Source organism: Flagellimonas profundi (assembly GCF_017313275.1).
Taxonomy (GTDB): Bacteria; Bacteroidota; Bacteroidia; order Flavobacteriales; family Flavobacteriaceae; genus Flagellimonas; species Flagellimonas profundi.
The window spans coordinates 13,164-26,145 of record NZ_JAFLNM010000006.1 but is presented as its reverse complement, the minus strand read 5'-3'; the positions used below and the strand labels follow the sequence as shown (position 1 = coordinate 26,145).

The window sequence follows — 12,982 nt, the reverse complement described above, 5'->3', positions numbered from 1 at the left end:
CAATGGATTTCACCAACTTACATCAAGACCACAAGCCTTTATTGATTGCCAATGTCTGGGACGTGGCTAGTGCAAAAATTGCCGAAGAATTAAATTTTCAAGCACTGGGAACATCCAGTTCTGCAATTGCTTCGCTTCTTGGATACCAAGATGGAGAAGAGATGTCTTTTCTAGAGTTACATTATATGGTAAAAAGAATTGCCTGTTGTTCAAATCTACCCCTATCTGTCGATCTGGAATCCGGTTACAGTCGGGATAGTAAGGACATTGCCAATCATTTGAAGGCCTTAAAGGATTTAGGGGTTGTTGGGGTTAATTTAGAGGACAGTATTGTAGCTAAAAAACGGTCTCTTGTAGAAGCGGAAAGATTTTCAAATCTCATTTCCGAAGTCACCAAAATCCTAAGGAAGGAAAATATTGAAATTTTCCTAAATATAAGGACCGATACCTTTTTGCTTAACATACCCAACAAATTGGAGGAGACCAAAAGAAGAATTCAGCTTTATGAACAGGCCGGAGCAAATGGAATCTTTGTTCCCGGTATAGAAGAACTATCTGATATTAAAGAAGTTGTTGACTGTTCCAAATTACCCATCAATGTGATGTGCATGCCCAATCTTCCTGATTTCGATGTGCTATCTGGTTTAGGTGTAAAGCGAATAAGTATGGGAAACTTTATATTTGAGGACATGTACCAACAATTCAAGTTAAGGACCGCTGAAATTTTAAATCAGCAATCCTTTAAATCACTTTTTTAATGCGTATTACCGAAACTAAGACCATAGATACTTATTACGAGGCCTTGTTGGCCAGAAGAGAAGATTTCGTAGGTATTTTTTTTGTAGGTGTTAAAACGACTTCGGTTTTCTGTATCGCGACCTGTAGGGCAAGAAAGCCAAAAAAGAAAAATGTTGAATTTTTTACGTCCTTTAAGGACGCTTTAGATAATGGTTACAGACCTTGCAAAGTTTGTAAACCTACTGAAAACGCTAACGAAGCACCGGAACCAGTCCAAATCGCTATTCGATTGGTCAAAGAAAATCCCAAATCAAAAATTTCAGATAATCAACTCAGACAATTAAATGTCAGCCCTGAGGTTGTCAGGCGATGGTTCAATAAAAATTACGGAATGACTTTCCAATCCTATCAAAGAATGTATAGGATCAATGTGGCCTTTCAAGAGTTGAAACAGGGCAAAAACACTACGGAAACTGCCTTTGATTCCGGCTACGAATCCTTAAGTGGTTTTGGGTACACTTTCAAAAAACTCGTTGGAAATTCCCCAAGAAACAGTACAGCGGAAAACGTAATTTTAATTAGCAGACTAACTACCCCTCTGGGTCCTATGTTCGTATGCGCCACTAAAAAGGGTGTTTGCTTACTGGAGTTTGCCGATCGAAAAATGCTTGAAACAGCCTTTAGGAGTTTACAAAATCTCCTAAACGCCCATATAATTGCAGGCGAGAATAATCATATCAAACAGACCCAAAAGGAAATTACCGAATATTTTGATGGAACTAGACAAAAGTTCGAAATTCCTCTTGAAACCCCTGGAACAGACTTTCAGATCAGGGTATGGAAAAACCTTCAAAAAATTCCATTTGGAACCACATCAACCTACACTGAACAAGCTCAAATACTAAACAGTCACAATGCAGTAAGAGCCCTGGCATCAGCCAATGGACATAATCGTGTATCCATTATAGTTCCATGCCATAGAGTCCTAGGTAAAAATGGAAATCTAGTGGGCTATGGTGGTGGAGTCCAAAGAAAAAAATGGCTTTTGGACCACGAACAAAAATTTCACCAGCAAGTACCCTAAAATAATCTTCCCTGTATTTGTTGGCTAATTCTTTGGACCGCCTATTTTGCATTACCTAGTTTTGATTCTACTGTCAAGGTCAAGTCAGTGCCTTTAGCAAACTCTTTTTAATCCGCTGATTTAACTATTTTACCATCTTTCATTACAAAAACCACTCTTTTGATGGTAGGATAAAATTCAGTCAAAACGTTTCCTTTTAAGGCAATTATATCCGCCTTTGCACCTTTTTTAAGCACACCTATTTCGTTTTGTTTTCCAAGGTGCGTGGCTGAAAGGATTGTGGCCGATTGCAGTATGTCCAGTGGGGTCATGCCAGAGTCAAAATAAGCCTTGAACATATCGATCGATGAACTGCCCCTAGATACATTCAATTCATTATAATTGTCCGAACCCGCCACAATAGTTACTCCAATTTTAATTGCTTTTTGTAATCGTTCCGTCATTGCTTCTCTATACCTGTCAATCCATTGGTCACTCCCAAAATCATATCCGGCTAACTCACTGAACAACTCCATGTACTCCCTACTGTTTTCTGTAGGAACCAGATACACATCCTTCTTTGCCATCATGTTCAATGTGGAATCGGAAATATTGAAACCATGTTCAATCCCATCAACACCAGCTTCAATTGCTTTCTGAGCAGATTCGTCCGTTACCGCGTGGGCAGTTACTTTGAGACCATACCCATGTGCGGTCCGTACAATGGCCTGCATCTCCTCCAAAGAAAGTACGGTTTCGTTCGGTAAGTTGTCAGCACAAATCTTGATAAGGTCAACGCCTTGATTTACATGTTCCTGAACGGCAATTTTTGCATCTTCCACACCTCGGATGATTCGATACTCTCCCGAAATCAAATCTTGATGTTTTGGTTCGACACCGTAAATTTGTCCCCCAGGGGCGGACAGTATGGGCCCAGAAGCAAAGATTCGTGGCCCGATAACCGTACCTTCCTCAATGGCATCCCTAAGAGCCACGTCCAAATAGAGCCCCGAATTTCCCAAATCCTTAATACTTGTTATACCCACGTCAAGATAGGACCTTGCCCTTTTGGAACCTCTAAGCACCCGTAAGGCCTCACTTTCCATAGTAAGGGTGATTACCGAATGTTCCGCAAAATCATCTTTCGGAGATTGGGAGAAAAGCACATGGGTATGCGCATCTATCAATCCCGGTAAAACGACGTAAGCAGAAAGGTCTATCCATCGATGGCCATCTGTATTGGCCTTGTTTGCATCGGAGACCTCAACGATTAGACCATTCTCCACAACAATCAACTTGTTTTCAAGAAATTCATTTTGCTCGCTGTCATAAAAAAGTCCAGCTTTGATATATGTTTTTGCTTGTTGACCACTCAGGAAAGATGCAAAAAGTAGCATAAAAAAGGTACAATAATATTGACGCATGTATTTGTTATTTTAAATCTTTGTTCGGTGTACTGGTTAATCAATAATTAAAAAGGGGTCATTTTCTTGTCATCCAATATTGGGTCCCGCCCAAAAGAGCGATGCCCAAATAGCCTCTTACCTTTAACTTATTTTTGTCGAGCAGCTTGATGTAACAATTATAGGTTTTACCATTTTTAGAGTCCATAATGGTACCGTTCTGAAAGACATCGCCCACCTTTTTAATATTTTCAATTTTACCCATACCAATGATGGGTTTGCTCCTTTTGTCTCCTTGGCATGAACTACATAGCCCATTCTCTGCACCACCATAATTTTTCACATTTTTTACGAAATATTGGTCCCTAATCTTATAGACTTCAATAATTGCCTTTTTTTTCCTTGGTCTTATCATCATACGTTTCCTATTCTACAATACTACTTTGACCATGGGCAATTGCATAACAAAGGATGAAGATAACTATACGGAATCGTTTCATACTATTCCTTTTGGCTTTCTTTAGAAATAAGGTTTGATTTTAAACCGCAGGGTTCAAAGGTATTCAAACCATATAGCAATAAAATCAATGAAATCATTTCAAGGAGTATTCGTATCCAATGCCAAATTTCCCAGGTTTCCAATGTTAATTTTAAGGTCGCGGCGTTAAGGTCTGCAGCATAAAAGTGCTGGTTGGTACTCTTGAAAAATATAAAGAACAACACAATTACCGTAAGCATGAAAAAGGTGGAAAGAACGAAATAGGGCAAATGCAGATCTTTGTGATAAAAGGCTTTAACACTATACAACAATGGCACTAGGGTGGCCGCTAGGGTAAGACCCGTATAAAAATATCCAATAGATGGCCCAAATTTGGCGTAATACAGATAAAATTGTTCCGGGGCCAATCCTTTCCAATGCGGCACAAGGAATAATCCTTCGGTAATCTGACCACCTAAAAAAACGGATACGGTCACCATGGAAAAGTACTTTAGTGTTCGGTTCATTGGTATGTATTTGGTTTACTACCCTTAATGGCAGTTGTCCCACAAAGCAAAGCAGTCCTTCCAAGTAGTATTGCACATGTAAAAAATAGCATGCTTTTCTAATTTTCGCACGGATTAGGCCCAATGGGGTAAGTGAAATACCGAGATAGGATACCACATCGTATTGCGACACCATGGATATAATTCTAAGAAATTTGTCCCGTAGCATATAATAAAGTTCCTAACCGCCCAAAAGGGTGATTTCATTTTTTGTCCCTTCCCTTGTTCTGGCCTTAACTCTTTATCCCAAGACTAAAGCGTGGTCATATTTTCTGGAAAGTCCTAATCCTTTATGGACAGGGCTATGTATGACACAGGTTTACGGTATATTATCATCTTACTGGTTCAAATCCATATATGGTTGTATGCATCCCCGCTATTTTCCATTGCCCGGCTTCCTTTACCATGAGACGGGTTTCCCTTTTGTTCCCAAAGGTCTCATCAAACGTCCGATAGCTCACCCATGCACCCGTTCCGAACACTTGTATGGTTACATTGTCAGGTTGTACCGGAGTTGGCACAGGCTCAGGGTGTTCTTTAATATAAGTCTTCACAAAATCATCCACTTCTCTCCAACCAAGCATCTCAGAAAATGAACTATCTGCAAAGTTCATATATGTCTTGACCACAGATGGTTGATGGACCCAATTTGTCCTCCACGCTTGGTAGTCCCTATTGAACGCATCCTCCGTTTCGGTTCTGAGGCTCTCCAAAATTGCCTGCTTTTCTTTTTCGATGATAACAGTGTTTTCTACACTTTCCTCCTTAACCCCTTCCTTGCTTTTCTTACATGCAGCTATAGACATTATCAAAATCAGTATAATTAAAGGTCTTTGTAAAATTTTCATAGATATTCTTTTTTTATTCTTCACATTTTACCAATCGTTTTTATCCTTCCCCGTTTACCAATGCCAGGTACCACTTTAAAACCTGATATATGGAAATCAGGTCATTGGTCATTACATATAAAAACGTTTATATCCGGGAAAAAACAACAGACCAAAATTACCTACTCAATGTATTCCTGAATTGATAATATTTATCCAATAGTGCACATATTTTGCCCTAAACATCTCTTAAAACCTTTTTTTTGGATAAAATTCTATATTTTCATCCTTATATGAAGCCTATATTAATTGACTCGAACAGTATTTTTCAAGGGCCTGTCACCGCGAAGAAATTATACCTTCCCTATCTTAATTCACCTTTACATTTTCATAATGTTTATGAAATCGTTTTGATTGAAAAAGGAGAGGGTAAACGAGTGGTGGGCGATCATGTAGACCGATTCACCAATGGGGACTTGGTATTTATGGGTCCTAGACTTCCACATTTTTGGTGTTCAGACAAAGAATGTATGGACCGCAACGAACCGGAGGGATTCAAGGCTATCATCGTTCATTTCGATATCGAATGGTTGGAAGGAAAATCATTGGCCACTCCCGAATCCTACGACCTACGTAAAATTTTGGCTCAGGTTCAAAGAGGAGTCTCGATTAACGGAAAACCAAAACAGCGCATCGCCATATATGTGAAAAAGTTGGCCAAGGGCAACTATCTCCAACGATTGATCTACTTACTCAAAATATTGGATGAACTGAAGGATGTCAAAAGTTATGATTGTTTGGCCAGTGTCAACTTCAGGACGTCATATGATCATAAAAAAGTGGAACGGATTGAAAAAATCTATCAGTATGTCATGAACAATTTTACGCGTCCGATTAAATTGGATGAAGTCGCCAATGTGGCCCATATGACTCCAACGGCATTTTGTAAGTATTTCAAGTCCTACTCCCATAAGACCTTTACCACATTTCTCAATGAATTTCGTATAGGCCATGCCTGCAAATTGCTACATGATAGAAGCTTGACCATATCACAGATATATCTGCAATGTGGATTTAACAATTTCTCAAATTTTAACAGGTCTTTTAAGGTCGTGAAAAATATGAGCCCCACGGAATATAGGGATAGTATACCATAACTATTTTGAAACACTCTAAACTTAGAGTAAAGCATATCATATAAAACTTCTTTAAAATGATTATTACTGAAAGTACAGAGAAAGATACAAGGGAAATACGAAATCTTTTAATCTCAGAAAATCTCCCGGTGAAAGATATCCGATACGGAACAATAACCTTTTGGGTTTTAAAAAATCAACAGGAACTGGTTGGAGTAATTGGATTGGAAACATTTAACAAATTTGGACTATTAAGGTCATTAGCTGTAAAGAAGGATTTTAAAAACCAAGGGTTTGGCTCAAAACTGATTGAACATGTCATAAAACACTCTTCCAAACAAAAAATTCAAACGTTGTACCTTCTGACCACAACCGCTGAGCAATTATTTAAAAAGTTAGGTTTTAAGTTGGTCCAAAGAACAGATTGTCCAGACTCCATAAAGAATACGGCAGAATTCAAGGATATATGTCCAGAATCAGCCATTACCATGGTAAAGGACCTGTCCAAACGGATTTGACCGTTGAACAACGAAGCACGAAATTAAAAACCACAGTTAACCGGTAGTTTCAACAATAGGGCGCAAAACACTCAATAGAAAGCTCCTATTATTAAATATTTAAAAAAACCTCTTTAGTCTAAAAAGGCTTCGAATCATATCTTATGCTTTAGTTTCGGTTTTTATCAAATGTTATTTTGAAAAAGTCTCCTGGAAATTTATGATAAAATCATTCATGTATTTTTTGTCCTTATCCAAAGTCCGAAAGACCAGATAGTGTGTTCTTTTTAAACCATTCTTACCTATTCGCTTAAATGTAAGCTCTTCTGGCAACTTAAAAGGTTTCAAAGCCCATTTTGGCATACACATAATTCCCATATTCGCAGCTATCATTTCTAAAGCGACCTCGGTCAATGGAATCGCAGAAATATGCAATGGAACAATTTTATTTGGTTTTAAAAAATGGTTGTATACTGCCACAGTCTCCAAAGGAAAGGAGTGAATTATTAAATGGCTTTCCAAAAAATCGGTTGCCTCTAAAAATGCACCCTGACTCAATGGATTTTCTTTATGCATAACACCAACGATTTCGTCTTCGTACACTTCTAAATTTGACAGGCTGCCCTGTATGGGCTTCTGGGTAACTATGGCAATATCGATTTCATTCGTTAAAATTTTTGGAATAGGTTGGTGTGTCGCGTCAAGAACCAATTCCACATCTATTTCTGGATACAAAAGACCCATTTTTTGGATAAATGATGATAGGCCTCGATAAAAACTATAACACTCTGTACTGAACTTAACCTTACCAACAGAATTTGTTCGCAACTGTTCAATATTCCGGAATCCCCTTTCAATACTATTAAGTATGGAATTCCCTAGTTTATACAGTTCTGTACCTTCCTCGGTCAAATGCCATTTGTTGCGTTTTCTATGGAAAACCTTAAAACCCAAACGCTCTTCCAAATCCCTCAATTGGTGACTTAATGCCGATTGTGTCAAAAACAATTTTTCAGCAGAATTGGCAATACTGCCCTCCTCCTCTATTGTTTTTATAAGTCTAAAATATTTGATTTCCACAGACCTCAAAGTTACTAAATATCACTACCATATAATCTGAAAATATTTCAGTTATAGTTTTGAATCATTCATCGTTAGGATTTCTAGCTTTCTAATGGGCTAAATAATTTTACAGCGAATTTAAAATTTAGAAATAATGGAAAAGCAGCATACCCCTACCGATTTAATTAAAGCAGTGGAAACCTATTTTGATGCTCTTTATTATTGCAACACTGAGCTACTCAACAAAGTGTTTCACAAAGACTCTAGCCTATTTGACGTTGACCAAGGAAAGGTTTTTGTTGAACCCATTGATAGTTTTAGCAGAGATGTTGGAGGAAGGGTATCTCCGGCAAGTGTTAAACAAGAGCCCGAGGCAGAAATTCTAATGATTGACTGGTTATCAGCTCATTGTGCTACTGTAAAAATACGAATCAGGGCACACAAAAATATATTTGTGGACCACTTAGCCTTTGTTAATGGAGAGCATGGTTGGCAAATCGTTTCAAAAATTTGGCATCTGGAAAGCGTGATGGACTAAATTTTCTCAAAATAGATTTGAATTCCAGTATTCGAAACTACCATGGGACACATAGGATAACGGTTCAGCTAAAAGCTTGAACCGTTATTGCTTCCCGACAAGCCCATACTATCTGAAATTCAAATTCATTACATTCCTTGCCTTATTGATACATGACCCCTGAAAACATAATATCCATTTTATATCCCATCCTTGATTTAAATTAAAATCCAGATTAGCTCTTTTGCTATCGATTGGGGCTAAAACAAATGCATTAGTGACAAATTAGTTTTTGCTCCTTTTGGTATGTCAAGTCCTTAACAACGATTATCATTACACAATTCTATAGTAGGGTTTGATAACTATTGAGTGGTAACCATAATTTTTGTCTCCAATCCATAAAACCACAAGAAACGAGTTTGAAATAGTGTTGACTGTCCTGATAATTGTATCTTAATCCCTTTTTGGTCTGAGAGATTGAACAAAACAAACCTAAGAGCTTTACAAATTTCCGCACGTGGAGGGAAATTACTATGTTAGTTGAATAAGAACAATGTTACCATTCAGGGAAAGGCAGTTAAATATTTGGAAGGTACCATTGACTTAAAAATGTAAACGGGCATACCGTTTTGTTCAAATAATAGTGGTTTCAAAAACCCTCTTAAAGTCAGCTAATAGCCAACGGGGTTACAATCGAGGAGCAAGTGAATGAATTTGGCACTATTGCTTTACAAAAGGTTTGAGTGATCTGAAAAACCAATCCAAATGAAAAAATCTAAAGAAAACAGTGAACACTATATCTGGGGGAACAATTGCACTGGATGGCATTTGGTCAAATCAGCAAGTTTGAGTGTAATTGAAGAATTAATGCCGCCAAATACACAAGAAAAACAACATTGGCACAACAATGCCCAACAGTTTTTTAGGATTTTAAAGGGAAAGGCAACTTTTGAAATTGGAAACGAAATTATAACTGTAGAAAGCGGGAACGGAATTCACATCCAACCAAAAGTACCACACCGAATAAGGAATGACCAAACTGAAAACTTGGAATTTATCGTGATTTCAGTACCTCCTTCCCATGGGGATAGATTTGACGAATCGAATACATAAAATCAAAATTCAAAGCGAGTTGACCATTTGGCTCACTGGAGAAATACGTTAAAGTAGCTGACCTAGCAATCCCAGAAAAACAATGATTATAAAGGAGTCCATTATTATCGTGAGAAAATATAGATGTCATTGAAGATGTACCTCCTCACCATCACCTAAAATATGGCATTGGTGCAGCAGAGATTCTAATTTGAGAAATTGACTGAGTGTAGCCCTGCCCTCTTTGCAGGGACTGACTGCTTCCATATGGGTTATCCATATTTTCGTATTTGGGGCGTGTGCGGCCAAAGCTTTGATATGCTCTCCTGTCATCGTTACGGGTTCTCCAATGGAAAAAGTGGCCGCGCCACCAGCAACAATGACGTGCTGTGGCTGATGTCTATCGAGCGCTTCTTCTACTGCTGGACACCATATTGTATCCCCTGCGATATAGATACGTTGATTTTGATGTCGGAAAACAATACCATTGACAGCGCCCATTTTTTCCTCTATGGCTCCAGTGCCATGCTGACCATCTGTTAAATACATCTCAATCGAGTTAAACGTCATGGGTTGTTGAAGTCCATGAACATCTTGAAATCCATAGGCTTCAATGGTGTCCACAAGAGTTGATGGACAGATGATGGTAGTTGCTTTGCTGATTCGTTGTACGGCAGCTTCATCCCAATGATCTGGATGTAGGTGGGAAACAAAAACGGCATCGATGTCATCGAGTTTACGCTGCAATAAGGTCTCGCTAAAAGGCAGTGGTACCAGAGGGTTTTGACGCTTATCCTCGGTATAGGGAAAAGGGCCAATGGAGGATTTTTCGCCCAACATTGGATCAATGAGAAACTTCGTTTTTCCTAACCTAAGTTGTAATGTGGCATTCCGCCATAGTTGCATTCTAATCATAATGGATATTTAGTATTTGAAGTGATTCATCATTCTCTAATGTAAATGCTAACCCAATAACATTGCCCACATTTGGAATGGCAAGTATATACCTGAACATGGGCAAAAACCAGCAAGTCATATCCCTGTTCGGCACCAGCACTCTTGTTGTCCAATTGCCTATGAAACTTATGTATCCAATTCTGTATGTCTTGGGGTCTTTGTTAAGATTTGTACCTTACTGTTAAAAGGTGCCATAACCCAAAAGTTTCGGCAATATGTTTGGTAACGCTCCGCTAATGGACAGTAAACTTAACACCTTGAATGATTGCGGCCAAGCAAGTTACTTTTGAGTAACTTGGTTTTTAAAAAATAGATGATGGACTATAAGGATTTTGAAAACTGTGGATTGAAAAAAGCATTGGATATGCTATCCGGAAAATGGAAACCAATGATTCTGTACTTTTTATTTTATCAGGGTGAATTCAGGTTCAACGATCTTTGGCGATCCATACCGAGGATATCCAAGAAAGTTCTTATGGAGCACCTACAGGAAATGGTGGGCAATGACCTCGTCATCAGGCGTGAAGTGAATGGTTTCCCATCGGAGGTGCGATACGCACTTTCAAGAAAAGGGAAGGCTTTGGGCCCCGTCCTTTCCGCTTTGGATGAATTTGGCAATACATCAAATTTGAACTGAAGCCTAAAACTTTAGGGAGTAAAGGCATAGCTGGACTTCAGAAAGGGGCAAGCGCATTGATATACACTCAAGAATCAACTTTTGTAGGCATGAAATGGAGCTTTCATTATTGTTCCAATCCCATAATTCTTTAATTTTAAGGCTATCAATTAAATGGAGCATATATAAATCGTGCTTCCAAGACTACAGTGCCTATTCCGCAGGTGTTATGCGGTGAAAAGTTCCTGCAGACCCCTTCTAATATAAAGGGAGGGGGGGGGGAGACTTTAGTACAGGTAGCAATATATGTTTAATTGGGTTTTATATGGTATTTTTTTCGCTTGTGATAGATTTCTTCAACATTCCGTTCAAACGTTCGATTTCTCCTTTTTTTGCAATTAATTCGTTCAGGGTTGCTTCGAAAGTGTTCGTATCGGTCAACCTGGGAAAGGACAGTTTTCCCTTCGCAATGGAGTACTGAATCATGACATTGAAATAATTAAGAATCAAGATCAATCGTTGGATACCATCGCCCTTGACTTTCCTAAAGCCAATCCGCTTTGCCGTCCTTTCGTTGATAATATAACTGGTGCCACGGACCACCAGCGGTTCAGTGTTGTTAGTTTCATAAGATATTATCAAATCTAAAAGTCCTTGTACATACTGCCGTAGGATAAAACGTGTGCGTTGTTTGTTATTTTTTTGGCCATCGATAACAAAGACATAGTCCAATAGTGTTCCTCCATGTACTTTTAGCAAGCCATTTCGGGGGGCTTCAGAAATGAAGAGTAAGGAATGGTACTTGAGCTTTCCACTTTTCTTTAGCGCAGGCACATCAAAAAATGGAGCGATGATGGATAACACTATGGGAATTACCACAATTACAAGAAGATAGAATTTAGTCGCCCAGGCAATCAACGAAAAAATCAGAACTACCAAAAAAGCAGCAGCACCAATAAAAATTTGTATTTGCTGTTGTTGTTTTTGTGTTTTGGCATAATAATTATGTTGCATTTGTATGGTAGTATCTAAATGGGAAAACCAAAGGTAAACCAATACATCTAGAAGGTCAATCCAGTCGCCAAAAATCAAATATCCAATTAGAAACCATTACGTGTATCATTTCAAATCATCGGAAAAATGTCCCTTGTGCTTTCCTTTCGAGAATTTAAGCTCGTTAAATTCAGTTGAATTCCCCTTCGAAATAGTCAAACTTCTCCATTCGGCACCTTTTCTCATCTTACCTAAGCAAACGATTTGTCCAATATGATAGGGATAGTGGGCCAATTGCCGGTTAATGGCTTCTACAACGGAATGTTCTTGGTTTCTGATATAAATTTTTGTTTCCAAGTCATCCACACTTAGTGCATCCAACGCATTAAAAAGGCATTTCCATCCATCATTCCATTTTTCCAACAACTCGATTTTAGTTGTTATAATCGACTCAAACTCCTTATCTCTTTTCCGCCAAACCTTTTCACCATCGGAAGTCATAAAATCGGTCCAACGCGATTTCATATTTCCCCATAGATGATTCACAATTATTGCTATTGAGTTGGATTCTTCATTAACTCTCCAAAAAAGATCATCTTCATTTAATTGGCTAAATGTTTTTTCTCCAACAGATTTGTAGTATTCAAATTGCTTTTTGACGCTATGTAGATATTCTGTTTTCATTAAACACTTCGTTTTTTGGTTTTGTCAGCGTCCATCAGTGAGGAAGATAGCCTTTACATTAGGTATATCCAAATGGAGAACACCATTCCCAATAAAATTAACTATATAGGCAAATATGAAGAGTTCAAATATTACATTGACAATACCTACGAAATGCCGGATGATATGGTATCATTATTGGTCCGTTTTTTGGAACAAAACGATGGCTCCTTTTCCAAAAGAGCCAAAAACAAAGAATTTGTCCAACTCAATGAAAGTGAAATTAAGGATATCGAATACCGATATAACCTTATTTTCAATTGTTAAAAAAGTACCTGAACAATCAACATCGAATCTTAATGGACAATTCGAAT

Annotated in this window: 16 protein-coding genes; 8 read left to right on the top strand and 8 right to left on the bottom strand. The window is 38.2% G+C overall.

Going from position 1 to position 12,982, the window contains the following annotated elements; translation table 11 throughout:
• The first annotated feature begins 2 nt into the window (after positions 1–2).
• Both J0654_RS17705 and J0654_RS17700 read left to right on the top strand, forming a co-directional pair.
• Positions 3–758, top strand: a complete 756-nt coding sequence (locus J0654_RS17705) for an isocitrate lyase/PEP mutase family protein (protein ID WP_207030449.1) — start codon at positions 3–5, stop codon at positions 756–758.
• Positions 758–1,822, top strand: a complete 1,065-nt coding sequence (locus tag J0654_RS17700) for a bifunctional transcriptional activator/DNA repair enzyme AdaA (protein ID WP_207030448.1) — start codon at positions 758–760, stop codon at positions 1,820–1,822. Before J0654_RS17705 ends, J0654_RS17700 begins: the two co-directional genes overlap by 1 nt.
• Before the next feature lie 107 nt (positions 1,823–1,929).
• On the opposite strand, the gene J0654_RS17695 is transcribed toward J0654_RS17700, so the two are convergent.
• From J0654_RS17695 to J0654_RS17680, 4 genes are all read right to left on the bottom strand, one after another.
• On the bottom strand, positions 1,930–3,225 hold the full coding sequence (locus J0654_RS17695) for an amidohydrolase family protein (protein WP_207030447.1): 1,296 nt from the start codon (positions 3,223–3,225) through the stop codon (positions 1,930–1,932).
• A gap of 58 nt (positions 3,226–3,283) precedes the next feature.
• Positions 3,284–3,622 carry a DUF2147 domain-containing protein gene (locus J0654_RS17690; RefSeq protein ID WP_207030446.1) on the bottom strand — a complete coding sequence of 113 codons (339 nt, stop codon included), beginning with the start codon at positions 3,620–3,622 and terminating at the stop codon, positions 3,284–3,286.
• A gap of 83 nt (positions 3,623–3,705) precedes the next feature.
• Complete coding sequence (locus tag J0654_RS17685; protein ID WP_207030445.1) at positions 3,706–4,209, bottom strand: DUF1772 domain-containing protein; 504 nt, start codon at positions 4,207–4,209, stop codon at positions 3,706–3,708.
• A 371-nt stretch (positions 4,210–4,580) separates the two neighbouring features.
• Complete coding sequence (locus J0654_RS17680) at positions 4,581–5,096, bottom strand: nuclear transport factor 2 family protein (protein ID WP_207030444.1); 516 nt, start codon at positions 5,094–5,096, stop codon at positions 4,581–4,583.
• A 272-nt stretch (positions 5,097–5,368) separates the two neighbouring features.
• Here J0654_RS17680 and J0654_RS17675 point away from each other — a divergent pair, with 272 nt between their 5' ends.
• Both J0654_RS17675 and arsN2 read left to right on the top strand, forming a co-directional pair.
• The gene (locus tag J0654_RS17675) at positions 5,369–6,232 is read left to right on the top strand and encodes an AraC family transcriptional regulator (protein WP_207030443.1); all 864 of its coding nucleotides are present in this window, start codon (positions 5,369–5,371) and stop codon (positions 6,230–6,232) included.
• A 56-nt stretch (positions 6,233–6,288) separates the two neighbouring features.
• Positions 6,289–6,729 (top strand): arsenic resistance N-acetyltransferase ArsN2, encoded by a 441-nt coding sequence (gene arsN2 / locus J0654_RS17670; protein ID WP_207030442.1) that lies wholly within the window; start codon positions 6,289–6,291, stop codon positions 6,727–6,729.
• 171 nt (positions 6,730–6,900) lie between these two features.
• Here the strand turns inward: arsN2 and J0654_RS17665 are convergent, their stop codons facing one another.
• Positions 6,901–7,788 carry a LysR family transcriptional regulator gene (locus J0654_RS17665; RefSeq protein ID WP_207030441.1) on the bottom strand — a complete coding sequence of 296 codons (888 nt, stop codon included), beginning with the start codon at positions 7,786–7,788 and terminating at the stop codon, positions 6,901–6,903.
• A gap of 136 nt (positions 7,789–7,924) precedes the next feature.
• On the opposite strand from J0654_RS17665, the gene J0654_RS17660 reads away from it, so the two are divergent.
• Positions 7,925–8,308, top strand: a complete 384-nt coding sequence (locus J0654_RS17660; RefSeq protein ID WP_207030440.1) for a nuclear transport factor 2 family protein — start codon at positions 7,925–7,927, stop codon at positions 8,306–8,308.
• 744 nt (positions 8,309–9,052) lie between these two features.
• Positions 9,053–9,400 carry a cupin domain-containing protein gene (locus J0654_RS17655; protein WP_207030439.1) on the top strand — a complete coding sequence of 116 codons (348 nt, stop codon included), beginning with the start codon at positions 9,053–9,055 and terminating at the stop codon, positions 9,398–9,400.
• Between the two features lie 126 nt (positions 9,401–9,526).
• Here J0654_RS17655 and J0654_RS17650 read toward each other — a convergent pair whose 3' ends face one another.
• Positions 9,527–10,294, bottom strand: coding sequence for an MBL fold metallo-hydrolase (locus J0654_RS17650; protein WP_207030438.1), 768 nt, complete (start codon positions 10,292–10,294; stop codon positions 9,527–9,529).
• 355 nt (positions 10,295–10,649) lie between these two features.
• Between J0654_RS17650 and J0654_RS17645 the strand changes: the two genes are divergently transcribed.
• Positions 10,650–10,973, top strand: a complete 324-nt coding sequence (locus tag J0654_RS17645; RefSeq protein ID WP_237686053.1) for a winged helix-turn-helix transcriptional regulator — start codon at positions 10,650–10,652, stop codon at positions 10,971–10,973.
• 300 nt (positions 10,974–11,273) lie between these two features.
• On the opposite strand, the gene J0654_RS17640 is transcribed toward J0654_RS17645, so the two are convergent.
• Positions 11,274–11,966 (bottom strand): hypothetical protein, encoded by a 693-nt coding sequence (locus J0654_RS17640; RefSeq protein WP_207030437.1) that lies wholly within the window; start codon positions 11,964–11,966, stop codon positions 11,274–11,276.
• A gap of 105 nt (positions 11,967–12,071) precedes the next feature.
• Entirely contained in the window at positions 12,072–12,629 is a 558-nt protein-coding gene (locus J0654_RS17635; protein ID WP_207030436.1) for a DUF1572 family protein, read from the bottom strand.
• A 15-nt stretch (positions 12,630–12,644) separates the two neighbouring features.
• Here J0654_RS17635 and J0654_RS17630 point away from each other — a divergent pair, with 15 nt between their 5' ends.
• Complete coding sequence (locus J0654_RS17630; RefSeq protein WP_207030435.1) at positions 12,645–12,935, top strand: hypothetical protein; 291 nt, start codon at positions 12,645–12,647, stop codon at positions 12,933–12,935.
• Positions 12,936–12,982: the final 47 nt, after the last annotated feature.